Below are 26016 nucleotides of genomic sequence, written 5' to 3'. Positions count from 1 at the left end.
GACCGCCCCCACGTCCACCTACCCTGGAGGCATGGGACGCTCTCCATTCACTCTAGCCGCGGCGGTGACTGCCGCACTGCCCGGCGCCGAGGTGACCGGGGCGCGCGCGCTCAGTGCCGACGGCGACGGCCGCTTCGACTCCGCCGTCGCCACGCTCGCCGACGGACGCGAGCTCGCGATCCGCGTGGCAGACGACGACGAGACCTCTCGGGAGCTCGCCGCCGAGGCCCTCGCCCTCAGAGCACTGACGGCCGGTGCGCGGGCGATGCTGCCCTTCAGAGCTCCCGAGTACATCGGCGAGACCCGGCTGGCGGACGCACACGCACTGGTGACCGAGCTGCTGCCCGGTTTCCAGATCGAAGCCGCGATGGTGCCAGCGGGCCGGGGCGCCGCCGAATCGATGGGCGCGGCGATCGCCGCCGTCCACGCGCTTCCCACGTCGGTCGTGCGCGGCGCCGGTCTGACCACACGGTCTGCTCAGGAGAGTCGCGACGAACTCGCTCGACTGGTCGACGCCGCGGCATCGACCGGGCGCGTCCCCGCTCGACTCACGGTGAGGTGGCGCGACGCCATCGCCGACGACGACCTCTGGCGTTTCGAATCGACGGTCGTGCTGGGTGGAGTGCAGTCCACCTCGTTCATCTTCCGCGACGACCCGGAGCTCGGCCCCGAGGTCACCGGACTCGTCGGGTGGCATTCGCTGGCTGTGGGCGACCCGGCGATCGACCTCTCATGGCTGTCGACCGCCCCTGATGCCGCAGATGACGTCCACGCGTCGTATGCTCGCGCCGCCGATCGCGGCCCGGACGCAGCACTCGAGGTGCGCGCTCGGCTGCTCGCCGAGCTCGAGTTCGCCCGCTGGCTGGTGCATGGGGACTCGCTTCACCGACCCGACATCGTCGACGATGCCGCCGCTCTCCTCGAGGCGCTCGCAGACGGACTGCACAGCGACGATCTCGGCGTGATCGCATCGCGCAACGAGGGTGTCGAGTCTGCTCTCGATGCGCTCGACCGGGTTCCGTCGAGCGCCGTCTCCGGGGTCGACACATCGATGCAGACCGACGCGTACAACCCGGACGACCTCTGGCGCGACGACAGCGACGCCCAGAGCACGAGCGATCTCAGTGAGACGGCGGATGCCGCCCATCGCCTCCAGGTGGGTGGCCTCGAGACCGAGGACCTGTCCGGGGTGCGAGACCAGCGCTCGGAAGACCGCGGTGCGGAGCGGCGCACGACCGGCGATGCTCATCATGCCGACACGCCCGAGAAGGCGGATGGCTCCGACGAGGGGTCGCCGGAAGATGAAGCTCAGCGGGCCGCCCGAGCAGCGCTCCAGCGCTGGAAGAGCTCCGGCTCGGAGTAGACCCGGTCACCGCGGATGACGAGGTCGTCTGCGACGTAGTAGAGCGCGACATCGATCTCATCGAGCGGCACGCCGAATCGGCGGTGATAGGCGAGGCGATACAGCGCGAGCTGCAGCATCCGCTCTTCCCGCTCCTGGGGTGTGCGCGGGGCCTTGCCCGTCTTCCAGTCCACGATCTCGATACGCCCGCCCCGATCCTCGCGTCGGTAGACCGCATCGAGCTTGCAGATGACGATATGGCCCTCATCGCCCGGCAGCGCGCCGCCACCCAGCGCGAAGTCGATCTCGATCTCGACCGCGATGGGCTTGAGGGATCCCCACTCGCTGGCCTCGAAGATCTCCTGCAGAGTCGAGAGGTCTGCGGCGTCGGCCGACGACACCTCCGCTCCGCCTGCGCTCTCCCCGAAGGAGAGGTCGTCTTCGTCTACCTCCCAGAGTGCCTCGTCGACGCGCTGGCCCACGCCGACCAGTTCGCTGCGCCGCTCGACCCAGGCATGGAACAGCGTGCCCAGGCGAGTCTGCCGATAGGGTCGCTCGGGCATCGGGCGGACGAGGGAAGACACCGTGCCGGCGAAGTCGGTGACGTAGTCCTTGAAGCGGGAAGCGGGCACGCGAGTCGGGGGTGGTGCATCGACGCCGCGCACTCGTGCGGCACGCTCGGCGAGCAGACGGACCAGCTCCTGGGAGGCCACAGGTTCGCCCTCGGCGGCAGCGCGCACAGCTGCGGCCGCGGACTCGACGATGCCTCGCCGAGCACCGAGTGGGTCGAGCGGCCAGGTGAGCGTGGCACCCGGACCTTCGTAGGGGTTCTCGTCAGGATCCACGGGCTCGATCGGCCTGCGACCGAGCACCTCCATGGCCTCGATCAGGTACGGGCTCGGCGCCTTCGGCTGCTTCTGCCCCGCCCAGTGCGCTCCGGTCAGGAGCAGGTGGCTGCGTGCCCTGGTGACGGCGACGTAGGCAAGTCGACGCTCCTCCTCTTGCTGATACTCGCGATAGGAGTCCTTGAAGACGGTGATCGCGCCCGGCCCCGTCTTGCTCTTGCTCGTCAGAGATGCGATCCCGGCCTTCAGCCGCTTGGCCGGATCGAGCTCCTCGTCAGAGGGGGCGATCCAACTGAACGTCGGCAGCGCCGCGCTGTCGCCGCGCAACGCGAAGGGCAGCACCCCGAAGCCGAACCACCCCGAGGTGTCCGTCGGTCGCGACGGCAGTTCCCCCTCGACCATGCGCACCACGGCGACCGCATCCCATTCCAGGCCTTTGGAACCGTGGACGGTCAGAAGCTGAACCACTCCCGGCTCCGGCGGCTCCGGGCGCGGCACCAGTTCATCCGTGCTCTCGGCCTTCTCGAGCCAGGCGAGGAGGCTCGAGATCGTCCCGCGCTCGTCGGCGGCGAGGAACGACCTGACCTCGTCGGTGAACGCACGCAGCTGGGTGGCGGCGATACGAGCAGGCCCCCTCGTCTCGTTCGCAGCGAGCTCGATGTCCAGACGCAGTTCGAGCTCGATGAGCCTCAGCATGTCGGGAAGCGGCAGCGACGAGGCTCTGCGAAGACGTTCGAGCATCTCCCCCGCTGCGCGTATGCGAGAGCGACCCTCCGGTGTGATGCCCGACAGAAGGCGGTAGTCATCGCTGAGGCCGCGGAGCACATCGACGGCGTCGATGATGGACAGCGCCTCGTCCGCGCCTCGTGAGGCGCGGATACGCTTTCGGAGTTCGTCGTCCAACGGCAGCAGACCGCTGTCTCTCCGCGAGAGCTCCGCTGCAAGCCCCTGCAGCGCGGCCATGTCGGCGACCCCGACCGAGAATCGAGGGCCGACGAGGAGTCTGATCAGAGCTGAGCCGGCGGTGGGATCGTGCAGCACCCGCAGTGTCGAGACGACATCGACCACCTCGGGCGTGGCCAGGAGACCACCGAGGCCGAGGATCCGGTGGGGAATGCCCTGCGCGGCCAGGGCCGCCGCGAAGGTCTGCATGTGGCGCTTCGACCTGAACAGCACCGCCCCGGTGTGCGGCTTGGCTGGGTCGTCGTGTGCTGTACGACGCGCGGCGAACCACTCGGCGACCGCGCGCGCTTCCTCATCGACCGTGAGCGGGAATTCCACCTCGACCGCCCCGGGGCCCGCGCCCGGGCGGGCCTCGAGGGGTGGCACGTCCAGCCCAGGTCTGCGAAGAGGACCGAGGATGCGGTTGGCGACGCCGAGGATGCTCCGGTCGTTGCGCCAGCTCGTCATCAGACTGTAGTTCCCGACCGTCTCCTGCTCGGAGAAGGTCCGCGCGAAGGCGTGCAGGTTGTCGGCGCTGGCGCCTCGCCATCCGTAGATCGACTGGTGGGGATCGCCCACCGCCATCACGGCGGAGTCTCGGAAGAGCCGTGCGAGGAACTGCGTCTGGATCACAGAGGTGTCCTGGTACTCGTCGAGCAGCACGACCTGATGCTGCTGTCGGAGATCTTCGCGCACATCGGGTGACGACTCGACGATGTCGTAGGCGCCGCTCACCTGGTCGGCGAAGTCCAGCACACCACGTCGCTCCTTCTCGGCGATGTAGTCGCGGACCAGCACCGACAGAGCGGGAAGAGCGCGAAGATTCGCCACCGCGGTCGCGACATCCGCATTGCTCGAGTACGGCTCGAACGCCTCGGCCTGACGCAGCGCGATCCGGTCCGCGCGGTCGAGGTCGACCCTGTGGTCGAGCGAGTCACCGGCCAGTCTCTGCACCGCATCGACCACTCCCGCCACAGATCGGTCTATCTGCTCCAGCTCGGGGAGGTCGGCGCGCAGCACGACGTCGCGCACCAGCATCCAGGACGCCGCCTGACTGAGCATGGCGACGTCGGACTCGCGGCCGATGCGCGCCGCGTGCTCGCGCACGATGCCGTCTGCGAACGCGTTGTACGTCGACACCTTCGGACGGATCAGCAGGTCCTCGGCCGACAGGGGGGCCGAGTCGCCCGCGGTGCCGAAGCGCTGGGCGAGTTCATCGAGCACCTGCGATCGGACGACCTCGCGCTGACGGCCGTTCGCTGCTTTCGACACGCGATCGAGAGCGTGGCTCGCCACGATCTCGGAAAGGTGCGGCAGCAGCCCCCTTCTTCCGTATTCGTCGATGAGCGCCAGCCTGGCGCCGATCCGCTCGGCGAGCTCACCGGCGGCCTTGCGGGTGAAGGTCAGCCCGAGAATCTGATCGCGGCGCACGTGCCCGTTCGCTACGAGCCAGACGACACGACCGGCCATCGTCTCGGTCTTGCCGCTGCCCGCTCCCGCGACCACGAGCGCAGGTGCGGGTGGCGATTCGATCACCCTCTGCTGCGCCTCCGTGGGCGCCGGGAGGCCGAGCGCGGCGGCGACGTCCAGTGCAGAGATCCCGTGCCCCGCTCCCGTCCACGCACTCACGCGCTCACCGCGGCGACGGTGTGGATGCGGCACGGCTGGACCCGCCACTGGGTGTCTGCGCAGTGCGCCTCGACGTGCGCGGTGAAGCTGGACGCCGACATGCCTCGCGCAGCCTCGGCGATGCGTCCGAGGAACTGCACCCGCTCTTCGCCGGCGAGGGTGTGCTGGTGTGCGACGCGGAAATCGCTCCCGGCAAGGGTCTTCGCGACCAGCACGAGCCGCGCTCCGGCCAGCGCCGCCGGATCCGCTCCCTCGATGAGCCCCTCCTGGACAGCCACCTGGTACGCGGCGAGCTGCGCGTGGTCTGCGACCTTCTGCTCGCTCTCCGGCTCGTACTTGCCGGTCTTCAGATCGACCACCACGACGCGTTCTCCTCCCTGCGCATCGGCCATACGCGTCCATCTCTGCCCTCGGGCCTTCGCATGCTCCCCGCCCCCGGCGGTGTACGCCTCGACCCTGTCGATGAAACCGTGGACGATCGCGTGGTGCGGGTGGGGGTCGTCCGGTTCGGTGCTCACCGGGCGGACAGCAGGCGGGACGCCGATCTCCTCCGGAACCTCGACCGCGAATCGGAACTCGACCTCGCCGGCGATCACGCGGCCGCCTTCCTCTGCCACGTCCGAGAGATAGCTGTGCAGTCGATCGATGTACAGGTCGGCTCGACGACGCTCCTTCCTGCCGATCCAGGCCGTCTCGAAGTCGAGCTCGGGCCAGTGCTGGGCCAGAACGTCGCGAAGGCGATCCAGTTCCCCGTCGGGCACCTGCTCCATCGCTTCATGGATGATGGTGCCGATACCCGCCGACGGCGGCATCACGGTGTCGCCGCCGAGCGCGGAGACCGCCCAGTTCAGCTCGCATTCCTCGAACGATTCCATGCGTGACGGCGACACCCGAGCGGCATCGACCGCGAGGTCGTGCAGTGGGGCGTCGGTCGTCGGCGGAGCCACGCCGTACCACTCGGACGGGTCCGCGCCCGGCACGCCCTCTCTCGCGAGCACCGCCAGCTGCGTTGACGCGTGCTCTCGCGCGGCCGGGGAGGTCGAGGTCGTCAGCACCCGGCGATGACGGGCGACGAGCCCGCGCAACGTGAGCGGATGCTCCGCCGATGCATGCAGCTCGGGCGGATCGGGCGGCGGGAGGAAACCGAAGAACGGGCTCGGCGTCAGGTCGTCGTCGTCGACCGCGGTGACCAGGAGCCGGCGGCGCGAGCGAGAGATCGCGCGCACGAAGAGACGCAGTTCGTCATGGAGTGCCGCACGGCGCCGGTCGAGGGTCTCGGGCGGGTGCTCGACGGTTCCGGTGCGGGCGGCGAGCAGCGCATCGGCGAGGCGCCAGGTCTGCAGCATCCCGCCACGCAGACGCACGTTCGGCCAGATGCCGTCCTGCACTCCGGCCACCACGACGGCGTCGAACTCGGTGCCGAGCGCTGTCGCAGGTGTGAGCAGGGTCACCCGTCCCGGCCGATCGGGACTCGACAGGGAGTCTTCGGGCACCTCGCTGTCGAGGATGTCGCGCACGAACGCCTCGGGCTTCTCATTCGGGGTGCGTTCGACGAACCGCTTCGCCGCACCGAACAGGGAGACGAGGGCGTCGAGGGCTCTCGCGGTCTCCGCACCGCTGGGCTGCAGCGACATCTCGCGCCACGCGACCTGGAGCTTGCGCCCGTCGACTGCCCTGGACTGATCCCAGACCCGCCACAGAAGATCGTGGATCGTCTCGCCGTCAGCCGCCGCGGTGGCGACCTCGGCGATGGTCGAGGCGAAGCGCGCGGCCAGGCGGGATTCCTGCGCATCGATGAGAGTGAAGTGGTCGGGCGCGGCCAGCGCCTGGCGCAGCAGCTCCCGAGCCGGCGTGGACCCGCCGAGGTCGAGCTCGATATGACGCAGACGTGCCCGCAGACGCCGGAGACCGATCGCATCCATGCCGCCGAAAGGAGTGCGGAGCGCCTCCTCCCAGTCCTGGGAGGTCCGTTCGTCAGGTGCGGTGAGGGCCAGGCGCACGATGCCGACGATGTCGCGCACGATCGGCTCGGAGCCGAGGGGCCGCTGCACACCCGCGGCTCTCGTCGGGATCTCGCGTGCCGCGAGCTCGGACTCGAGGTGCGTCACCTGCCGGGTGTCGTGCGCGATCACCGCGATGCGATCCCACGAAACACCGTCTGTGAGATGCCATTCGCGCATGACGCCGGCGATGCGGTCGAGCTCTTCGTGCGGCGACGGCGCGATGAAGGTGCTGACGTCGGTGGGGGCGCCTGATTCCTGTGCGTCGAGCGGTTGGGGGGCGCGTCGGTGGTCGATGCGGCCCGACGCCCCGATCGCCTGAGTGACGGTGCGGGTGAGCGCGGTGAGAGCGGGCGCCTGCCGATGGGGCCTGTCGAGGACGTGCACCTCGCCGAGCGCGGCGGCGAGCTGAGCGAACAGCTCCGGGCTCGCACCGCGGAAGGCTCCGGAGGAGATGTCAGGGTCGCCGAACGCGAGCACTGCCGTGCCTCGCGCGCGCAGCGCCTCGACCATCGCGATCCCGCCCCGTGTCAGCTCCTGCGCGTCGTCGATCAGCACCACCCTGAGATCCGCGAGGGGCCCCAGGACAGTCGACTCGGCCGTCTGCAGGATCGTGCGCGCCTCGGCGAGCAGATCTGCGGCGTCACGGTGGGATGCCCGCGCCAGATCGAGCACCGCGCGGTACTCGACGAGGAAGTCGGCGACGGCCGACCAGGCCGCATCGTCGGCCGCGCGCAGCTCCCCGGGGTGCGCGCCGAGCTCGACGCACTCGGCGAGGAACGCACGAAGCTCGGAACGGAAGCCCTTCGATGCGCGAACCGCGGGGCTCAGCGCCTGCGGCCATACGATGCGCTCGTCTTCCGCATCGCCCGCGAGCAGCTCGGCGATCAGACGGTCCTGGTCCGCCCCTGTCAGCAGGGCCGGCGGCTCCGCTCCTGCGCGCACCATCGCTCCGCGCACGACCTGAAAGGCGAACGATCCGAGCGACCTGGCCAGCGGGCCGGGGGTGGCCTGACCGATTCTGACTCCGATGCGGTCGCGCAACGCGGTGGCTGCCTGCCTGCTCGGCGTGAGCACGAGGAGCTGCTCGGGGCGCATCCCGACGGTGTCGAGCAGATGCACCACACGCTCGGTGAGAGTGCGGGTCTTGCCCGTTCCGGGCGCCCCGATGATGACAGCGGATGCCGACGCCTCTGCGCCGATCACGGCGTTCTGCGCGGCGTCCTCTGTCATGTCCTCCACGCTACTGCGGCGCACGGACATCGCCGCTCGCCGCCGTCTCGCGACGCTGTGCGCTCAGGGCGAAACCCACCCGATCGGCGGATCCCGTCGTCTCGCCGCCCGGTAGAGTTGGGCGCAGTCGTCGACCTCCGAGGTCGACTCGACCACAGCATCGTCGACTGGAATACAGGAGTACGCGTGGAAATCCGCATCGGCATCATCAACACCGGCCGCGAGCTCAGCTTCGAGACCGCTTCGAGCGCGGACGAGGTCCGCGCACAGGTCTCCTCGGCTCTCGAGCAGAACACCTCTCACCTGAGCTTCGCCGATGTGAAGGGCAACTCCTACCTGGTTCCGACCGCGAACCTCGCGTACATCGAGCTCGGCACCGAGGAGTCTCGTCGCGTCGGCTTCTTCGCCTGACGCCACGATGTACATCCTCCTCGCTCTCGTCGGAGCGTGCGCGCTCGGCATCGCGGCCCACTACATGATCGGTGGCCGGGAGCTGCGCGGGGTCGCACTGACGCCCGCGATGGCAACGGCCCTCGCCGCGCTCTTCTATACGGGCCTGCAGTGGCTGGGCGTCGGAGAGGACAGCATCTGGCTGTGGCTCGCGAGCGTCGTCGGATCCGTCGCGGTCGCCGCAGGCCTCACGGTCGCGATCGTCGCGTCGCGCCGTCGGTCGGACGCATCGGCCAGGGCCGCGCTCGGCATCTGAGCATTCACGAGCGAACGTCGCACGCTGCGGTGGATCCGCGTCAGCGTCGGCGTGCTGATGCTCGGCCTCGTGGTCAGCGGTGTCATGTCGTGCCGCTCGCGCTCATCGCCGGCAGCATCCGGGGCATCCCGCTCGGCTGGCAGCTCATCGACATCTCGTTCGGCGTGGTGGGCGCAGTCCCCGCCGTCGTCGCCTGGCGTCTGACCCGGCGGCTCGAGCGGATGCGCGCGCAGACCGCTGCGGGCTAGGAAGCCAGCCCCATCGCGTCCATGCGACGCGCGTGCGCGCCCATCAGCTCGGTGTAGACCAGCTCGACGCGGTCTTCGCTCATGGCCGCGAGTTCGGGCTGACGCAGGGCTGAACGGCACACCAGGATCGTGTCGCCGACCAGGCGGCGCGCCCACATCGACAGGAGCGATCGCCACTCCCCGTCGCCGTCGATGGTCTCCTGGATGATCGCGACGATCTCGTGACGGGCATCGTCCTCGCCCAGGATGGCCGCCACCCGCTCGCCGGTCTCCCCGTAGCTCGAGGCGAGCGCGAAGTAGAAGTCGTCGAGCATCCCTGCGGTGATGTAGACGGCCAGCAGCGTCTCACGTGGACGCGCCCCGATCGTCTTGCGACGGAATGCATCGAGATTCTCGCGGAACGGGAGCATGAGCTGCGTCGGATCGTCACCGCGCTCGGCGATCAGGTCGACGATGGCCCGATGCTTCGTGAGAGCGGCGCCGGCCGCGCGAGACAGGGATTCCTTCTCGGAGAGCTCGGGCGTCGCCCTGATCAGTCGGGTGAGCGTCTCGAAGTAGCCCAGCTGCAGGTACGCGGCCTGTCCGAGGAATCGTGGCAGCTCCGGCGCGAGTTCGGCGAAGTCGACGCGCGTCGCTGCGCCTTGATCCCCTCGACTGCGCAACGTCAGTGTGCGCCGGGGCGTCCTTCGCTTCCAGAACCAGTTCACCACGGGGTTCACAATACTCGGACGAGAGGGGCCTTCCGGGCGCCGCCACCCCCTCGGGTAGGCTGTCGGTGTCCCCGCCGTCGGAGCGGGGCCCGCGCCTGTGGCACAAAGACGGCGTGGATCCGTGAACGTGGCGATCCTCGCAGGTCGCCGGACAGGCACTCTGAACATTGACAACCTTCGCTGATCTCGGAATCGATCAGGACATCATCGACGCACTCGCCGCCAAGGGCATCGTCGACGCCTTCCCCATTCAGGAGCAGACCATCCCCCTCGGCCTCCCCGGCCAGGACATCATCGGCCAGGCCAAGACCGGCACCGGCAAGACCTTCGGATTCGGCATCCCTGTCGTGCAGCGACTGGGGCTCAACCCCGAGCACGGCGTCAAGGCGCTCATCGTCGTTCCCACCCGCGAGCTCGCGGTACAGGTGTACGAAGACATCGACCTGCTCACGAGCAACCGCTCGACCAGCGTCGTCGCGATTTACGGCGGCAAGGCCTACGAGGGTCAGATCGACCAGCTCAAGGCCGGCGCGCAGATCGTCGTCGGCACGCCGGGTCGTCTGATCGACCTCGCCGGCCAGCGCCTTCTCGATCTGTCGAACGCGACCGAGGTCGTGCTCGACGAGGCCGACAAGATGCTCGACCTCGGCTTCCTCGCCGACATCGAGAAGATCTTCCAGAAGGTCCCCGCGGTGCGGCACACGCAGCTGTTCTCGGCGACCATGCCCGGCCCGATCGTCGCGCTCGCTCGTCGGTTCATGTCGAACCCGATCCACATCCGTGCCAGCGACCCTGATGAGGGCCTCACCCAGGCGAACATCAAGCACCTCGTCTACCGGGCTCACTCGCTCGACAAGGACGAGATCATCGCGCGCATCCTGCAGGCCGAGGGCCGCGGCAAGACCGTCATCTTCACGCGCACCAAGCGTGCCGCGCAGCGTCTGGTCGACGAGCTCTCCGACCGCGGATTCAACGTCGGCGGCGTGCACGGCGACATGGGCCAGGATCAGCGCGAGCGCTCGATGGCGGCCTTCAAGGCCGGCAAGCGTGATGTGCTGGTCGCGACCGACGTCGCCGCCCGCGGCATCGACGTCGATGATGTCACCCACGTGATCAACCACACGATCCCCGACGAGGACAAGACGTACCTGCACCGCGTCGGCCGCACCGGTCGGGCGGGCAAGACCGGTATCGCCGTGACGTTCGTCGACTGGGAGGACCTGCACAAGTGGGCGCTGATCAACCGCGCCCTCGAGTTCGGCCAGCCCGAACCCACCGAGACGTACTCGTCCAGCCCGCACCTGTTCGAAGACCTCGACATCCCCGCCGGCACGAAGGGCCGTCTGGTGTCTGCGCCCAAGACGCAGTCGGTGAAGACCGAGCGGGCTCCGCGCCCCGAGCGTGCGGCAGACGTGGCTGCAGAGGGCACCGACGAGGGCGGCACCCGTCGTCGTCGGCGTCGTCGGGGCGGTTCGACCCCGGTGGGTTCCACGTTCGCAGAAGGCGCCTCCGAGGCTCCCGCCGACGACTCGCAGTCCACGACGTCAGCCGACCGCAGTGCCGAAGGCGCCGGCACCCACGACGGCGCAGGCAAGGAGCACCACGACGGCAAGCCGGCTCCGGCGCGCCGTCGCCGTCGTCGTCGCGGCGGTTCGGGCGGAGCGGGAGCGGCTCCGGTCTCCGGAGCCTGATCGACCTCAGAGGGGGCGGATGCTGCAGCAGCGGCATCCGCCCCCTCTGCCGTCTCCCCGGGCACACCGCACCAAGCGGTCGACGGAACGCCCGGCGTCAGGCGTAGCGCGGTGCGGTTCCGCTCGCGCGCTCGATGAGCCGCTGCACCATCTCGTCGGAGGTCGTGTTCTCGCCCGGCAGGTTCGGTTTTCCGGTGCCGTGGTAGTCGCTCGAGCCCGTGATGATCAGGTCGTGCTTCGCCGCGATCGCATGCAGCGCCTTCTTGCCCGACGCGGTGTTCTCGCGGTGGTCGATCTCGAAACCGCCCAGACCGGCGGCGATCAGCTGCTCGATGAAGTGCAGGGGCATCATGTGGTCGCGGCCGACGGTCGCGGGGTGCGCGATGATCGCCACTCCCCCGGCATCCGTGATCAGACGCACCGCGGTGAGCGGATCCGGAGCGTAGTGCGGCTCGTAGTAGCCCTCACGCGGATGCAGGATCCCGTCGAACGCCTCGGTGCGATCGCGGACGATTCCCCGAGCGACGAGAGCGTCGGCGATGTGCGGGCGGCCGACCGTCGCGTCGAGCGTGGTCTGGGCGAGGACGTCGTCCCAGTCGAGGTCGTAGTCGCGACCGATGCTGCGGACGATCCTCTCTGCTCGGCCGATCCGATCGCCCCGGATCCGATCGGTCTCGGCTGTGAGCGCCTCGTCGAGCGGGTCGAACAGGTAGCCGAGCACGTGCACGCTGCGCCATTCGTGCTTCGCCGAGAGCTCCATGCCGGGGATGAACGTCATCCCCAGTCCTGCGGTGGCCGCTGCCGCCTCGTCCCACCCGGTGCTGCGGTCGTGGTCGGTCAGCGCCACGGTGCGCAAGCCGTATGCGTGCGCCTGGCGCATGACCTCAGCGGGCGTCTCTGTGCCGTCCGAGTGATTGGAGTGCATGTGCAGGTCGGACGGACCGGCGAAACGGCGTGAGGGAGCGGAGGCCATGCTCCGAGCGTACCGACGACCGCGGACGCCGGTCGCGCATGCCGTCGCTCTAGGGACTTCACAGGGGGGACTTCTAGGCTGGAGGGGATGTTTCGACTACTGGGGATCCTCTTCACCGTGCTGTTCGCGATCGCGACGGCAGTCGTGGTGTGGCCGCAGTTCTTCCATCTCGAGCAGACGTTCCCCTTCGCTCAGATCGTCGCCGCCCGTGGAGTCGTGCTCGCAGCATTCCTCGTCATCGCCGCGCTGTCACTGCTTCTCCTCTTCGCGAAGCCATTGCGTGGCTTCGCGGCATCGGTCCTGATCGTCGCGCTGCTCGGAGCCGGGGCGACCGGAGCCATCGGCTTCCTGCGCGGGTTCGGCGCAGACACGCTCCCCGCCCCCACCGAGTCGAGCCTCCGCGTGCTCACCTGGAACACCGCCGGCGACGAGGTGTCAGCCGAGGAGATCGCCCGTGAGATCCTCGATCGAGGCGCAGATATCGTCGCGCTCCCCGAGACCACGGAGGAGGTCGGCGAACAGGTCGCTGTGCTGCTGCGCGATCAGGACCACCCGATGTGGGTGCACCACGTGCAGTTCAAACCCGACGTCGTCGACGGCCCGAAATCGTGGCACACGACCGTCCTGGTATCCCCCGACCTCGGCGAGTACTCCGTGATCGCGTCGTCGGAAGACGGTTCGAACAACACCGGCTCGGTTCCCAGTGCGGTGCTGATGCCGGTCGATGGCGCAGGTCCGACCATCGTCGCCGTGCATGCCGTCGCACCGCGCATGGACGACATGGCGCAGTGGCAGAGCGATCTGCGCTGGATCGCCGATCAGTGCCCCGCGGGCGACTTCATCCTCGCCGGAGATTTCAACGCGACGATCGACCACATGGCGGGCCTCGGGGTCGACGGCGGCGACATGGGCTACTGCCGCGACGCAGCGACCCGATCGGGCAACGGCTTCAGCGGAACCTGGCCGAGCTCGCTGCCGGCTCTGCTGAGCACGCCGATCGACCACGTCATGGCATCGCCCAGCTGGACGGCGACCGGATCGGTCGTGATCGGAGGCGGGGGTGGCAGCGATCACCGCGGCCTGGTCGTGCAGCTCGAGCCCGCAGGCTGACATCCCGCAGTCGTCACGCAGGTGACAGACTGGAGGGATGAGCACCGCAGAACGCGACACGATCGCAGAGCCGACGACCGAGACTCCCGTCGAAGCCACCACCACGAACCGGAAGCAGCCCTTCCCCCGCGGGTTCCTCGACACGATCTCGACCGGATGGGCCGAGCGCCCCGAGTCGATCCCCGCGCCCCGCGCACAGGCGCCGTTCGCTGCCGTGCGCCGCGCAGCCGTCTCGGCAGCATTCCCCGGCAAGCGCCTGGTCATTCCTGCCGGGTCGCTCAAGCAGCGCAGCAACGACACCGACTATCCGTACCGCGCCCACTCGGCCTTCGCACACCTCACCGGCTGGGCATCGGACGCCGAGCCCGACTCGATCCTCGTGTTCGATCCCACCGACTCAGGCCACGACGTCACGCTGTATTTCCGCGAGCGCGCGGACCGCACCACGACCGAGTTCTACGCGGATGCCACCGTCGGGGAGTTCTGGATCGGCCCGCGCCCCTCGCTCGCCGGGGTCGCCGCAGACCTCGATGTCGCGACCGAGCACCTCGCGGAGTTCACGAGCGCTGACGGCGAACTCGTGCTCGACGAGGACGCCGACCTCACCCGGTTCGTCTCGGAGCTTCGTCTCGTCAAGGACGAGTACGAGATCGCCGAGATGCGCCGGGCCGTCGACATCACCGCCCAGGGCTTCGAAGACGTCATCCGTTCGCTCCCCGACGCGATCGCGCACGCTCGGGGCGAACGGGTCGTCGAGGGCGTCTTCCATCGCCGCGCCCGCGAAGACGGCAACGGCGAGGGGTACGACACGATCGCCGCATCGGGTCCCCACGCCTGCTACCTGCACTGGACCCGCAACGACGGCACCGTGGTCCCCGGCGATCTGATCCTCGTCGACGCCGGGGTCGAAGCCGACAGCCTCTACACCGCGGACATCACCCGCACTCTCCCCGTCTCCGGCACCTTCAGCGAGGTCCAGCGCCGGGTCTATGAGACCGTGCGCGAGGCCGCGGACGCCGCCTTCGCCGCGGCACGGATCGGCGTGCGGTTCCGCGAGGTGCACGAGGCCGCCATGCGCGTGATCGCCGCCCGCGTCGCCGAATGGGGCCTGCTGCCGGTGAGCGCGCAGGAGGCGCTGGACGCAGATGCCGGCGGACAGCACCGTCGCTACATGGTGCACGGCACGTCGCACCATCTGGGCATCGATGTGCACGATTGCGCTCAGGCCCGTCGAGAGATGTACTACGACGGCATCCTCGCGCCCGGCATGGTGTTCACGATCGAGCCCGGCCTGTACTTCCAGATCGACGACCTCACCGTGCCCGCGGAGTACCGCGGCATCGGCGTGCGCATCGAGGACGACATCCTGATGACGCAGGACGGTCCGGTCAATCTGTCCGCCGACATCCCCCGCACCGCCGACGAGGTCGAGGCCTGGATCGCTCGCGTCCAGAGCTGAGCCCGCTGCATGCACGAGGGCGAGCTCGCACTCACCGAGGAGACCGCTGCGCGACTGATCGCGCAGCGGTTTCCCGCGCTCGCCCACCTGCCGGTCGAGCGCATACGCACCGCGGGCACCGTGAACACGATCACCCGGATCGGCGACGAGTTCGCGGCGCGGTTCCCCCTCGTCGTCGAATCGGCAGAGGCACTCGCTGCTGAGGCCGCGGCGATGGAGGAGCTCGCAGACGTCTGCGCGGTGCCTTCGCCTCGCTCTCTCGGCATCGGCATGCCGACGGCAGAGTATCCGTCCGCATGGTCGGTGCAGACATGGGTGCCTGGCGACACAGCGTGCCGAGACCTTCACGCGACTTCTGATGCCCTGGCGCTCGACGTCGCCACGCTGATCGCGTCGCTACGGGCCGCCGATGTGCGCGGGCGCGAGTTCGACGGTCAGGGGCGTGGTGGCGTCCTCGCAGATCACGACGAGTGGGTCGCACTCTGCATCGAGAGAAGCGCTCATCTGGTCGATCCGGCCCGGGTGCGACGACTGTGGCGGGCTCTGCGCGATCTGCCGCGCTCCGGTCAGGATGTGATGAGCCACCGCGATCTCACCCCGTTCAACCTGCTGGTCGCGGGCGATCGCGTTGTGGGCGTCCTCGACGGCGGCGGCTTCGGCCCTGCTGATCGCGCTCTCGATCTGGTCGCCGCCTGGCATCTGTTCGACGCGTCTCGCCGATGCATGGTGCGCGAGCGCGTCGGAGCGTCGGATGTCGAATGGCAGCGGGGCGCCGGGTGGGCGCTGCAGCAGGCGATGGGACTCGGCTGGTACTACGAGGACTCGAATCCCGCGATGAGTGCTCTCGGACTCTCCACGGTGCGCCGTCTGCTCGACGACGCAGAGCTGATGTCGCTCACGTGATGCCTACGCCGGCGGATCCGCAACGATCTCGACCTTGAATCCCTGGTCGTTCTCGACCCACCCGGCGTAGTGATCCGGGCCGCCTGCAACCCCAATCGAGTCAGCAGCCAGTGCCAGCTTCGCGAAGCCTCGTCGAGATCGGGCACCCAGATCTCGAAAGGGTGCAGACCCCTCATCCGGGGTGCACGAACTCCGCGACGAAGGGTGCGAGCGACGCGCCGATCTCCGATGCGGGGCGCTTGCGTCCCTTCACCTCGAAGGTGTGCCCGCCGCCGTCGATCCAGATGATGCGCGCGTTCTGGCAGGTCGCGACGACCTCCTCGAACTGCACCAGCGGCTGGATGAACGGATCGTTCGTGCCCTCGATGAACAGCTGCGGAACGCCGATGGCCGGAAGGTGCTCGGCGCGCGGCTTCTCGGGCTTGCCCGGCGCGTGCAGCGGGTATCCCAGGTACGCGAGACCGTCGACGGAGAGCCCCTGCGCGACGGCCATCGACGCCATCCGCCCGCCGTACGACTTGCCGGTCGCCCAGATGGCCGCATCCGGGTCCTGCTCACGCGCGAACGCGACCACGGCGTTCCAGGTCGCGATCGCATGGGTCGCCGGCCCTGGCATCCGGCGTCCCTGCTCGACGTACGGGAAGTTGAAGCGCAGCGTGGCGTGTCCACGGGAGGCGAGCTCTTCGGCGAAGCCCGTGAGGAAGGGGTGGTCTTTGCCGGTGCCCGCGCCGTGCGCGACGATCACGGTCGATCCGCTGTCCCCTGCCGACCAGTCAGCCGAGATGGCGACCGGTCCGGCGGGCAGATCGACGAGGATCTCGACCATCAGGCGCGAAGGTAGGGAATCGCGAACGGTACGCGCATGACTCTGCCGCCGGACGCCTTCACCATGCCCATGATGACCAGGACGACGTGGAAGGCCGACAGCGCGAAGTAGATCGTGATCGGGATGCCGATGGGGTAGAACCCGCTCGACGGAGAATCGGCCGTGAGTGAGAACAGGATCACGAAGTGCGAGATGAGCAGAACCGTCGACACCAGCAGGTATGTGAGCCCCCAGTTCGCGGCCGCCCGTGCGTTCTCGCCGGCCACACCTCCGAAGCGACGCGATGTCCCGCCGCTGACGGCCATGGCGATCCCCGATGCGAGGCCGCCGACGAACGGGAACGGGATCAGGATCAGAAGGCCGAGAGCCCATGGAAGAAGCCCGCGCGGCGGTACCGCGGCGGGATAGGTCCCCGCGGGGTAGCCCTGTGCCGGATAGCCGGGTGCCGGATAGCCGGGTGCCGGATGCCCCTGGGAAGGAGGCATCTGCGGCGGGGCGTAGCCGACGGGCTGCTGAGGCGCCGGAGCCTGGCCGGGAGCGGCGGGCGGCGCGTACCCCGGTGACTGCGACGCGGGCTGCTGCGCATATCCCGGAGGCTGCGGCGGCGCGTAGCCGTACACAGGCGCCGGTGCAATCGGGCCATGGGCGGGAGGCACGGGAGGTACTGCGGGGTGTGCGGGTGTCGCCGACGGGTCGGACGCGCGGTCTGCGTCGGACATCAGACGGTTCCCGCCGAGGTGGGCGGGAGGCCGGGCTTGCCGGGGTCGGGCGTGTCGATCGGCGGTGCGGCCGGATCTGCGGGGCGCGGCGGAACAGTCGGCTCTTCGGGAGCGGCTTCAGGTCCGCCGAGCGGCGGGGTCGGGCCGGGAGTCGGGTCCTCTGGCGAGACGGGAGGCGCTGCCGGAGGCGCAGGCGCAGGAGCGGGCTGGCCACCCGGAGCGATGCGCTCGCCGTACCTCGGCGGCTCGTCCAGATCGACGGGCGCACGCACCGGTGCAGGCTTGGCCGCCCCCAGGGCGAGACGCGCCTTCGCGAGTGACGTGGCCTGCACCCGCACCTCGTAATGGTCTGCGGCGAACTGCGTGACGCTCGCGAAGTCGCGGCGTCGGCGCACGATCGCATAGGTGACGAGGCTGAGGAGCATTCCGAGCGCGACGCCGATGAAGACGAACCCGACGAAGAGCTGGATCGGCACCTCGGGGTTGCCGATCACGAGGATCGCGGAGAGGAAGAGACCGATGAGCACGCCGTTGATGGCCCCCGATCGTGCCGCGGCGGCATAGCCGAGTCGCCCCGTGATGCGCTCGACCGTCCGGACGCTCTGCCCGATGATCGCGATGTCTCGGGCCGGCACCTCCTGGGCGATCAGTTTCGACACCGTCTTCTGGGCGCCTTCGTAATCGCGGGTGGAGGCGACGATCTCGCCCTCATCGCGGCTGTCGGCTGGACGGTTCAGCATGCTCATCCCGCCATTGTTCCATGCCTTGTGGTGACAGGGCCGGGAGTGTGTCGTGCTGCGGCCCCGCGGGGGCCGCGGGAGGGCCCTGCGCACTACGCTGGACGAGTGAGCACACAACGGGTATTCGCCGCGCGCCTGGCAGGCTGCGCCGTCTTCGATCCCGTCGGCGACCGGCTCGGCAAAGTCCGAGATGTCGTCATCGTGTACCGAAGTACGGCTGCTCCGCGTGTCATCGGCCTCGTCGTCGAGATCCCCGGGCGACGACACGTCTTCCTGTCGATAGGACGAGTGACGTCGATCCGTGCAGGCCAGGTCATCAGCACCGGACTCATCAACGTGCGCCGCTTCTCGCCGCGCGCCGGAGAGGTGCGGGTTCTCGCAGAGCTCTTGGGCCGACGGGTCAGCCTCGTCGACGGCACCGGCACTGCTGTCATCGAAGACGTCGCCATCGAGCCGAACCGCCTGGGCGAGTGGGCCGTCAGCCAGCTCTTCCTCCGTCGCCCGAAGACCAGCGCCTCGCCGTTCGCCAAGGGCCCGACGACGTTCGCCGCCTGGAACGAGGTCACCGAGCAGCACTCCCCCGGCGAGTCCCAATCGGCCGAGCAGCTCGTCGCCTCCTACTCCGAGCTGCACGCCGCCGACCTCGCGAACACCCTGCTCGATCTGCCGCAGCAGCGAATGATCGAGGTCGCAGAGGAGCTCTCCGACGATCGGCTCGCCGACGCACTCGAAGAGATGCCCGAGGACGACCAGGTGCACATCCTCGACCGCCTCGGCGACGAGCGAGCCGCAGACATCCTCGACCAGATGGAGCCGGATGACGCCGCCGACCTCCTCGCCCAGCTGCCGCCCAATCGCCTCGAGCAGCTGCTCGAGCTGATGGAGCCGGAGGAGGCCGAGGACGTCAGGATGCTGCTGCGGTACGGCCCTGACACGGCCGGCGGTCTCATGACGCCCGAGCCGATCATCCTCTCCGCCGATGCGACCGTGGCCGAAGCGCTGGCCCTCATCCGGCGTCACGAGCTGCACCCCGCCCTTGCTGCAGCCGTGTTCGTGACCCTGCCGCCCTTCGAGACGCCGACGGGCAGACTGCTCGGAATGGTGCACTTCCAGAGGATGCTGCGCTACCCGCCGCACGAGCGTCTCGGCGCGATCATGGACGACAGCCTCGACCCCGTGCGCGTCACCGCATCGGCTGCGGAGGTGGCCAGGATGCTCGCGAGCTACGACCTCGTCTCGCTTCCGGTGATCGACGCCGCCCATCGTCTGGTCGGCGCCATCAGCATCGACGACGTCCTCGACTATCTGCTGCCCGACGACTGGCGCACACATGACAGCGACGAGCCGTCGATCCCGAAGGAGGTGCGCTGATGCCCCGCTCCCGCTCGCGCTCCCCTCAGCTCGACGCCCCTCTGGGCCGCGGCACCCCTCGGCAGCGGCCGACATCGCGTGACCGCTTCGGCCGCTTCACCGAATGGGTCGCCCGTGCCATGGGCACCCCGGCGTTCCTGCTCATCCTCACCCTGTTCTGTGTGCTCTGGATCTGCTGGAACACCCTGCTACCCGACCACCTGCGCTTCGACGATGCCGCGCTCGGCTTCACGGCCCTCACCCTCATGCTCTCGCTGCAGGCGTCGTACGCGGCCCCCCTGATCCTCCTCGCGCAGAACCGCCAGGACGACCGCGACCGCGTGCAGATCGAGCAGGATCGCCAGCGTGCCGAACGCAACCTCGCCGACACGGAGTACCTGGCCCGAGAGATCGTCGCGCTGCGGATGTCGCTCGAAGAGCGCAACAACCAGGTCGTGACCCGGGATGTGCTGCGCCACGAGCTCAAGTCGCTGCTCGCCGAGCTCGGCGAGCAGGACGAGGAGCCGAGCGAGCGACGCCCCCGCGGCCGCTCCACATCATCATGAGCTCAGCCGACTCCGTCCGAGCGGCCGTCGCCGCTGTCACCGACCCCGAGCTTCGCAGACCCATCGGCGATCTCGACATGGTCAGGGATATCAGTGTCGATGGAGCACACGCGCACGTCGCGATCGTGCTCACGATCGTGGGCTGTCCCGCAGCGGCTCGCATCGAAACCGATGTCCGCGCCGCGGCCGCTTCGGTGCCCGGCATCGCCGAGGTGGACGTCGAGGTCGGCGTGATGACGCCGTCAGAGCGCAAAGCGCTCACCGAGAAGCTGCGCGACGGGCGGCCTCCTCGCCAGATGCCCTTCGGCCCGGACTCACTCACACGGGTGATCCTCGTCTCGAGTGGCAAGGGCGGCGTGGGCAAGTCCACTGTGACGGCGAATCTCGCGGTGGCGCTCGCGGCTCAGGGCCTCTCGGTCGGCCTCGTCGACGCCGATGTGCACGGCTTCTCGATCCCGGGCCTCCTCGGCATCCCTGCGGGAACACAGCCCACACGCATCGACGACCTCATGCTCCCGCCCGTCGCCCATGGCGTGAAGACCATCTCGATCGGCATGTTCCTCCGCGACGGGGAGGCTGTGGTCGCCTGGCGCGGACCGATGCTGCACCGCACCGTGCAGCAGTTCCTGACAGACGTGTTCTTCGGCGATCTCGACATCCTGCTCATCGACATGCCTCCTGGCACCGGTGACATCGCCATCTCGATCGGGCAGCTGCTGCCCCACGCCGAGGTGCTGGTCGTCACGACGCCGCAGGCGGCAGCATCCGACGTGGCGATCCGCAGCGGGCTGGTCGCTCGCCAGACCGGGCAGCGGGTGATCGGGGTGGTCGAGAACATGGGAGCCCTCACGCTTCCGGACGGCACCGTCGTCGATCTGTTCGGTTCAGGAGGCGGTGCAGCCGTGGCCAGTGCGCTGTCGGAGACGCAGTCCGTGCCGCTGCTGGCATCGATCCCCCTCAGTCCCGCGCTGCGTACGGGAGGCGACGAAGGGGTGCCCGTGGTGCTCAGCGCCCCCGACGATGCGGCGGCCGTCGCGATCCGCGAGCTCGCAGGTTCCCTCGCCACTCAGGGGCGCGGCCTCGCCGGTCGTTCGCTGCCGATGACCCTGGGCTGAGACGATCGTGGCTCTCACCGTCGACGAACAGCTGCTTCGGGGCATGGCACGCGACGCCGCGATCTACGCCCTCACCCGCCCCGTCGCGATCGTGATGTGGATCGCCCTCGTCGCGGCATTCGTTGTCAGCATCCTCAACCTGACCGCCGTGCGCGGCACCCAGGGGCTGGCGGGTCTCCTGCCCGTCGCGAGCATCGCCCTCATGGTCTACGCGGTCGTCATGACTGTCGTCGGCGCCAGACGCGCCGTTCGGGCCGCCACCCCTCCCGGCAGCGCGGTGTGGCTTCGGCTCGATGACACCGCTCTGCACGTCGGCGCCGGCAGTCGGTCGTCGGACATCTCGTACAGCACCTTCCAGAGCGTTCGTGCCGGCAGGCATGCCGTGCTCTTCAAGCTTCGAGGCGCGTCTGCGATCACGGCGATCCCCCGTGCGCTGCTGTCCGATGACGACATCGCGACTCTCCGGGCCAGGATCGGTTGACTGCGATCAGGTCTGGGGCGGCCTCGGAACGCGGCGTGTGATCAGGCGCCTCAGCAGGATCACCAGAGGAAGAAGCACCGCGAGGGGTGGACACATCACCGCTCCGAGAGCAAGCAGAGTCCCCACCGGGTAGTCGTTGCCGCCGGTGCGGCCCAGTCCGATGCTGCCGTCACCGATCGAGTCGCCGGCGACGAGGAATCGCCCGTCGTACGTGTCGAGCGAATCCCGGCAGTCCACCAGGTGAGTGCCCGCCTCGGCCGCGGTGAACTGGGCGGACTGCACGAACCCGGTCCGCGGCGTCATCCACCACAGCACATCGTCCCAGCTCACCGCGGATGGGCCCTGCTGCGGACGCTCGGCGCCGTCCGGCCCGATGACGCTGCAATCCATGGTGCCGAGCGTGGCGGAGATCCCGCTGGTCCAGATGCCGACCCGAGCCCCGGGGTCGAGGTCGACCGTCATCGTCTGCCCGATCGGGAGATCCTCGGCGCTCTCGATCGACCGCACGATCGGCAGCACCCAGAGGGCCCAGATGAGGACTCCGGTCACGGCGCAGATCGCGGCGGCGAAGAACGCCATCCGGTCTCTGGTCCGAAGCCGACTCTCGTCGACCGTCCGCGTCACGTGGCTTCGGGATCGAACGGGGGCGGACTCGCCACCGAGAACTCCGGTCGCACCCTCGGCGTTCGCACCGGCTTCACCGTCGGCTCTGCGACGACCGCTTCGGCCCTGGCGGGCCCGGGCGCCGCGTCGTCTTCGAAGAGAGCGTCGCGGATGATGCGCCTGGGGTCGTACTGCCGAGGATCGAGCTTGCGCCAGTCGACGTCATCGATGTCGGGGCCCATCTCGTCGCGGACGCGCGATTTGGTGTCACGGAGGAACTCGCCGGCACGCCGAGCGAGCTTCGCGACGCTCTCGGCGTAGCGGGGCAGCCGCTCCGGTCCGATGAGCAGCGCAGCGATCAGACCGATGAGCAGCAGCTTCTCGAAGGTGATCCCGAACTGCATGTGTCCAGGCTACCGCCGCGCCTGCCGTTGTGCCGCGCACCGAGCGCATACGCTGGGAGAACACATATCTCAGTCGGGAGAATCAGTCAATGAGCGAGAACGATGCGAACGCACGTTTCATCCGCGAGTCGATCGTGGAGCCTTCGCCGATCGCCCGCGCGCGTGCGCACGCCATCGAACTCGGCGCTTCGCCGATCAGCGCGGCCGTCGGCTCGCAGATCGCGGTGCTCGCCGCGGCGACAGGTGCCAGGTCGATCGTCGAGATCGGCACCGGAGCCGGTGTCTCGGGCCTCTGGCTGCTGCGAGGGGCGCCGCAGGCCGTGCTGACCTCGATCGACAACGAACCGGAGCATCTGGCCGCGGCTCGTCAGGCGTTCTCCGACGCTCGGGTCGCCCCGACGAAGGCTCGGTTCATCACCGGTCGCGCCGCCGACGTGCTGCCGCGCATGAACGAAGCGTCCTATGACATCGTGCTCGTCGATGCGGACCCGGAGAACGTCATCGACTACGTCGAGCACGGGCTGCGGTTGGTGCGCACCGGCGGGATGGTCCTGGTCCCCCGGATTCTCGGTGGCGGCCGCGTGGCCGACCCCGTGCAGCGTGACGAGGTGACCTCGGCCTATCGCTCGCTCGTGCAGGAGACCCAGGAGTCCTCAGCGGTGCTCGCGACCGTCTCGAGCTCCGGTGAAGGCCTGCTGCAGCTGATCAGCGTCGGTGAGGGCTGAGCCGACGACACCCCGCACACACGGAAGAGGGCGACGGATCGATGATCCGTCGCCCTCTTCGTGAATCCGCGTGCGCGAATTCGAGTTCTCTCAGGCGGGCTTCACGACGGCTGCCAGCACGTCGTGGAGTTCCTTCGCCTCTGCGTCGTTCACGGAGACGACCAGACGGCCGCCTCCTTCGAGCGGGACGCGCACGATGATGAGTCGTCCTTCTTTTACGGCCTCCATGGGTCCGTCTCCGGTCCTCGGCTTCATCGCTGCCATCGTGGGCTCCTTTTCCTCCGGTGGTATGCGATCAGTTTATCGGGTGTTACCGGAACCTGGATGTCCCCTATGAAGAAATGCATCAAGCCTTAACATTCACGGCACCTGCCAGAACGTGTTCCCCAACGCGTAGATGTGGTAGATCCAGAGCCACTGACCCAGCAGGCAGACCGCCAGAACCCCCAGCCGCCAGACGCGCGAGCGCGGCACCGCGAGTGCTCCCCAGGCAGGACTCAACGGCAGGAGCAGCCGGAAAGTGCTCGACTGCGGGAAGAAGACGGCGAGCAGATAGAGAAGGTAGCTCACGCTCCAGAGCCTGAGATCGGGTCCGAGCGCGCGCACCTGGGGCAGATAGAGCAGAGCCGCACCCGCCGCCACGACGAGGAGCGCCAGAGCGACGGGGCCCCACGCGCCGGGAAGCCCCCACTGGGCGAACCAGAACTGGGACGCCTGGATCCAGCCTTCGAACGGCACGAAACCCTCGACGCCGCCGACGAGCCAGTTCCTGCGCCAGGCGAGCTCGGTCGCGAGGTACGCGCCGGGGTCTCCGGTGACGATGCCCGCGATGACCTGCCACGAGAAGCCCGCGATCGTGGCGAGGGCGCCGAGCGCCACGATGTGCACGATCTCCCGCAGGGCGAGCGGGTCGTCTCGGCGGTGCCACCAGCGGAGGATGCCGTGCAGACCGAGGTAGAGCGCGAATGCGAGGATCCCCGGTCTCGTGAACGCCATGACGGGGATGAGAAGGTAGAGCCAGACGTAGTTCCTGCGCACCGTCGCGTCGAGCGCCAGGAACAGCAGGAGGAGGAACAGCGTCTCGGCGTATCCGACCTGGAACATCGCCGCGACAGGCCCGGAGGCGAAGAACACCACCGACCACATCGTCGCCCGCGCGCCGATGCGCTCACTCAGCAGTCGGTGCAGCGCGAGGCAGGCGAAGTAACCGGCCACGAACGACAGCAGGAAAGCGCCCATCCCCCACGAGCCGAACACGAACCCGACCGTCTTGGCGGCGAAAGCGAACACCGGCATGAACGCCCAGGCGTTCTCTGCGACCTCACCGGACTCGGTGAGGGGAAGAGAAGACGGATATCCCTCTTCGGCGACGAGCCAGTACCACTGCGCATCCCACCCGACGATGAAGTCGGCGAGCCCCGGCTCCGCCCCGAACCTCGACAGCGACGTCGACAGGGTCGCCGCCGCGATCATCATCGCGGTCGTCACAGCGCGCGCCGCGAGATAGATCAGGGCGATCCGCAGCGCCAGCGGTGCGGCCGCCCACCGACGGGTCGCGGTCAGCGCGAACTGAGCCATGCGCGCAGTCCTCGCTCGACGGCGTCGATCTGCGCGAGCGGAACGCGCTCCTCGTCATGATGCGCGAGGTGCGGGTCCCCGGGTCCGTAGTTCACGGCGGGGATGCCGAGGGCCGAGAAGCGAGCGACGTCGGTCCATCCGTACTTGGGCCGCGGCTCGGCGCCGACGGCAGTCACGAAGTCCCGGGCGATCGCGGCATCGAGACCTGGCCGCGCGCCTTCGGCGGCATCGGTGATCTCCACGTCGAAACCGGCCAGCAGGTTGCGGATGTGCGCTTCTGCATCCGCCGCCGACTTGCTCGGAGCGAACCGGTAGTTCACCTCGACCTCGCACGCATCGGGAATCACATTGCCCGCGACCCCTCCCGTGATCCGGACGGCGCTCATGCTCTCGCGATACAGCAGTCCGTCGACCGCGATCTCCTTCGCACGGTACTCGGCCAGACGCGCGAGGATCGGGGCCGCCCGATGGATGGCGTTCTCTCCTATCCAGGCGCGGGCGGCGTGCGCGCGCACGCCGGTGGTGCGCACGATCGCACGCATCGTGCCGTTGCAGCCGCCTTCGACCTCACCGTTCGACGGCTCACCGAGGATCGCGAAATCGGCCCGGAAGAGGTCAGGCCGCACCGCAGCGAGGAGAGCGAGCCCGTTCTTCGACGCCTCGACCTCCTCGTTGTCGTACCACATCCAGGTGATGTCGACCGTGGGCTCGGTGAGCTCGGCCGCGAGCTTGAGCTGCACCGCGGTGCCGCTCTTCATGTCGACGGTCCCTCGACCCCAGAGGTGGGCGACACCGTCGATCTCGAGGTCCTTCGTCGGCACGTTGCCGTTGATCGGCACAGTGTCGATGTGCCCTGCGATCGCCACCCGCTGGGCTCGTCCGAGGTTCGTGCGGGCGACGATCGTGTTGCCGTGACGGATCACCTCGAGGTGGGAGTAGACGGAGATCGCCTCCTCGATGGCGTCCGCGAGCGTCTTCTCGTCACCCGAGACACTCGGGATGTCGCAGATCGCACGGGTCAGGTCGACAGAGGACGCTGTCAGATCGAGCATCATGCACCCAGCCTACTTACCCCGACATCTGTGCGATCGTCCACGCCCGCTCGCGATACCGTGGAG

At 68.9% G+C, this 26016-nt stretch carries 25 protein-coding genes; 13 read left to right on the top strand and 12 right to left on the bottom strand.

Features of this window, described 5'->3' with window-relative positions; genetic code table 11:
- The first annotated feature begins 31 nt into the window (after window positions 1-31).
- On the top strand, window positions 32-1363 hold the full coding sequence (locus MRBLMI13_RS00940; RefSeq protein WP_367821088.1) for a phosphotransferase: 1332 nt from the start codon (window positions 32-34) through the stop codon (window positions 1361-1363).
- Here MRBLMI13_RS00940 and MRBLMI13_RS00935 read toward each other — a convergent pair.
- Both MRBLMI13_RS00935 and MRBLMI13_RS00930 read right to left on the bottom strand, forming a co-directional pair.
- On the bottom strand, window positions 1309-4758 hold the full coding sequence (locus tag MRBLMI13_RS00935) for a UvrD-helicase domain-containing protein (RefSeq protein ID WP_367821090.1): 3450 nt from the start codon (window positions 4756-4758) through the stop codon (window positions 1309-1311). The two genes, MRBLMI13_RS00940 and MRBLMI13_RS00935, sit on opposite strands and share 55 nt — an antisense overlap.
- Entirely contained in the window at window positions 4755-7991 is a 3237-nt protein-coding gene (locus MRBLMI13_RS00930) for an ATP-dependent helicase (protein WP_367821092.1), read from the bottom strand. The genes MRBLMI13_RS00935 and MRBLMI13_RS00930 overlap by 4 nt, the downstream gene beginning before the upstream one ends.
- Before the next feature lie 186 nt (window positions 7992-8177).
- Here MRBLMI13_RS00930 and MRBLMI13_RS00925 point away from each other — a divergent pair, with 186 nt between their 5' ends.
- The 3 genes from MRBLMI13_RS00925 to MRBLMI13_RS00915 all read left to right on the top strand — a co-directional run bounded on the left by MRBLMI13_RS00925 (window position 8178) and on the right by MRBLMI13_RS00915 (window position 8945).
- The gene (locus MRBLMI13_RS00925; protein WP_042541981.1) at window positions 8178-8402 is read left to right on the top strand and encodes a DUF3107 domain-containing protein; all 225 of its coding nucleotides are present in this window, start codon (window positions 8178-8180) and stop codon (window positions 8400-8402) included.
- Between the two features lie 7 nt (window positions 8403-8409).
- Window positions 8410-8697, top strand: coding sequence for a hypothetical protein (locus MRBLMI13_RS00920; protein WP_367821094.1), 288 nt, complete (start codon window positions 8410-8412; stop codon window positions 8695-8697).
- Between the two features lie 89 nt (window positions 8698-8786).
- The gene (locus MRBLMI13_RS00915; protein ID WP_367821096.1) at window positions 8787-8945 is read left to right on the top strand and encodes a hypothetical protein; all 159 of its coding nucleotides are present in this window, start codon (window positions 8787-8789) and stop codon (window positions 8943-8945) included.
- Here the strand turns inward: MRBLMI13_RS00915 and MRBLMI13_RS00910 are convergent.
- Window positions 8942-9655 (bottom strand): ferritin-like fold-containing protein, encoded by a 714-nt coding sequence (locus MRBLMI13_RS00910; protein WP_042542188.1) that lies wholly within the window; start codon window positions 9653-9655, stop codon window positions 8942-8944. The two genes, MRBLMI13_RS00915 and MRBLMI13_RS00910, sit on opposite strands and share 4 nt — an antisense overlap.
- Before the next feature lie 167 nt (window positions 9656-9822).
- Between MRBLMI13_RS00910 and MRBLMI13_RS00905 the strand changes: the two genes are divergently transcribed.
- Entirely contained in the window at window positions 9823-11346 is a 1524-nt protein-coding gene (locus tag MRBLMI13_RS00905; protein WP_056376187.1) for a DEAD/DEAH box helicase, read from the top strand.
- 97 nt (window positions 11347-11443) lie between these two features.
- On the opposite strand, the gene MRBLMI13_RS00900 is transcribed toward MRBLMI13_RS00905, so the two are convergent.
- Window positions 11444-12319: a PHP domain-containing protein gene (locus MRBLMI13_RS00900; protein WP_309687219.1), complete on the bottom strand. Its 876-nt coding sequence runs from the start codon at window positions 12317-12319 to the stop codon at window positions 11444-11446.
- Window positions 12320-12406: 87 nt separating this feature from the next.
- Between MRBLMI13_RS00900 and MRBLMI13_RS00895 the strand changes: the two genes are divergently transcribed.
- The 3 genes from MRBLMI13_RS00895 to MRBLMI13_RS00885 are packed head-to-tail and all read left to right on the top strand — an operon-like array spanning window position 12407 to window position 15791.
- Window positions 12407-13429, top strand: a complete 1023-nt coding sequence (locus tag MRBLMI13_RS00895) for an endonuclease/exonuclease/phosphatase family protein (protein WP_367821099.1) — start codon at window positions 12407-12409, stop codon at window positions 13427-13429.
- Between the two features lie 37 nt (window positions 13430-13466).
- A complete protein-coding gene (locus MRBLMI13_RS00890; protein ID WP_367821101.1) occupies window positions 13467-14888 on the top strand; it encodes an aminopeptidase P family protein in 1422 nt (473 codons plus the stop codon).
- 9 nt (window positions 14889-14897) lie between these two features.
- On the top strand, window positions 14898-15791 hold the full coding sequence (locus MRBLMI13_RS00885) for a phosphotransferase (protein WP_367821103.1): 894 nt from the start codon (window positions 14898-14900) through the stop codon (window positions 15789-15791).
- 172 nt (window positions 15792-15963) lie between these two features.
- On the opposite strand, the gene MRBLMI13_RS00880 is transcribed toward MRBLMI13_RS00885, so the two are convergent.
- The 3 genes from MRBLMI13_RS00880 to MRBLMI13_RS00870 are packed head-to-tail and all read right to left on the bottom strand — an operon-like array spanning window position 15964 to window position 18082.
- Entirely contained in the window at window positions 15964-16617 is a 654-nt protein-coding gene (locus tag MRBLMI13_RS00880; RefSeq protein ID WP_367821105.1) for an alpha/beta family hydrolase, read from the bottom strand.
- Entirely contained in the window at window positions 16617-17336 is a 720-nt protein-coding gene (locus MRBLMI13_RS00875; RefSeq protein ID WP_367821106.1) for a DUF4870 domain-containing protein, read from the bottom strand. The genes MRBLMI13_RS00880 and MRBLMI13_RS00875 overlap by 1 nt, the downstream gene beginning before the upstream one ends.
- On the bottom strand, window positions 17336-18082 hold the full coding sequence (locus MRBLMI13_RS00870; protein WP_367821108.1) for a general stress protein: 747 nt from the start codon (window positions 18080-18082) through the stop codon (window positions 17336-17338). The genes MRBLMI13_RS00875 and MRBLMI13_RS00870 overlap by 1 nt, the downstream gene beginning before the upstream one ends.
- A gap of 99 nt (window positions 18083-18181) precedes the next feature.
- Between MRBLMI13_RS00870 and MRBLMI13_RS00865 the strand changes: the two genes are divergently transcribed.
- Genes MRBLMI13_RS00865 through MRBLMI13_RS00850 form a run of 4 tightly spaced genes read left to right on the top strand, consistent with a single transcriptional unit; the run spans window position 18182 to window position 21588 of the window.
- A complete protein-coding gene (locus MRBLMI13_RS00865; protein WP_042541990.1) occupies window positions 18182-19447 on the top strand; it encodes a magnesium transporter MgtE N-terminal domain-containing protein in 1266 nt (421 codons plus the stop codon).
- Window positions 19447-19992: a DUF1003 domain-containing protein gene (locus MRBLMI13_RS00860; protein WP_042541991.1), complete on the top strand. Its 546-nt coding sequence runs from the start codon at window positions 19447-19449 to the stop codon at window positions 19990-19992. The genes MRBLMI13_RS00865 and MRBLMI13_RS00860 overlap by 1 nt, the downstream gene beginning before the upstream one ends.
- The gene (locus MRBLMI13_RS00855; protein ID WP_309687198.1) at window positions 19989-21107 is read left to right on the top strand and encodes an Mrp/NBP35 family ATP-binding protein; all 1119 of its coding nucleotides are present in this window, start codon (window positions 19989-19991) and stop codon (window positions 21105-21107) included. The genes MRBLMI13_RS00860 and MRBLMI13_RS00855 overlap by 4 nt, the downstream gene beginning before the upstream one ends.
- A gap of 7 nt (window positions 21108-21114) precedes the next feature.
- Window positions 21115-21588 carry a YcxB family protein gene (locus tag MRBLMI13_RS00850; protein ID WP_367821111.1) on the top strand — a complete coding sequence of 158 codons (474 nt, stop codon included), beginning with the start codon at window positions 21115-21117 and terminating at the stop codon, window positions 21586-21588.
- Window positions 21589-21594: 6 nt separating this feature from the next.
- Here MRBLMI13_RS00850 and MRBLMI13_RS00845 read toward each other — a convergent pair whose 3' ends face one another.
- On the bottom strand, window positions 21595-22167 hold the full coding sequence (locus MRBLMI13_RS00845; RefSeq protein WP_079112538.1) for a hypothetical protein: 573 nt from the start codon (window positions 22165-22167) through the stop codon (window positions 21595-21597).
- Between the two features lie 41 nt (window positions 22168-22208).
- Entirely contained in the window at window positions 22209-22595 is a 387-nt protein-coding gene (locus tag MRBLMI13_RS00840; RefSeq protein ID WP_042541994.1) for a translocase, read from the bottom strand.
- Between the two features lie 89 nt (window positions 22596-22684).
- On the opposite strand from MRBLMI13_RS00840, the gene MRBLMI13_RS00835 reads away from it, so the two are divergent.
- A complete protein-coding gene (locus tag MRBLMI13_RS00835; RefSeq protein ID WP_042541995.1) occupies window positions 22685-23320 on the top strand; it encodes an O-methyltransferase in 636 nt (211 codons plus the stop codon).
- Window positions 23321-23410: 90 nt separating this feature from the next.
- On the opposite strand, the gene MRBLMI13_RS00830 is transcribed toward MRBLMI13_RS00835, so the two are convergent.
- The 3 genes from MRBLMI13_RS00830 to dapE all read right to left on the bottom strand — a co-directional run bounded on the left by MRBLMI13_RS00830 (window position 23411) and on the right by dapE (window position 25953).
- Window positions 23411-23584 (bottom strand): DUF3117 domain-containing protein, encoded by a 174-nt coding sequence (locus tag MRBLMI13_RS00830; RefSeq protein WP_079112537.1) that lies wholly within the window; start codon window positions 23582-23584, stop codon window positions 23411-23413.
- A 96-nt stretch (window positions 23585-23680) separates the two neighbouring features.
- Window positions 23681-24898 carry a hypothetical protein gene (locus MRBLMI13_RS00825; protein ID WP_367821113.1) on the bottom strand — a complete coding sequence of 406 codons (1218 nt, stop codon included), beginning with the start codon at window positions 24896-24898 and terminating at the stop codon, window positions 23681-23683.
- Window positions 24880-25953: a succinyl-diaminopimelate desuccinylase gene (gene dapE / locus MRBLMI13_RS00820; RefSeq protein ID WP_367821115.1), complete on the bottom strand. Its 1074-nt coding sequence runs from the start codon at window positions 25951-25953 to the stop codon at window positions 24880-24882. The genes MRBLMI13_RS00825 and dapE overlap by 19 nt, the downstream gene beginning before the upstream one ends.
- Window positions 25954-26016: the final 63 nt, after the last annotated feature.

Source organism: Microbacterium sp. LMI13-1-1.1 (genome assembly GCF_040815625.1).
GTDB lineage: Bacteria > Actinomycetota > Actinomycetes > Actinomycetales > Microbacteriaceae > Microbacterium > Microbacterium forte.
Note: the sequence above shows the minus strand (reverse complement) of the source record. Positions and strands in the feature narration are given on the sequence as shown.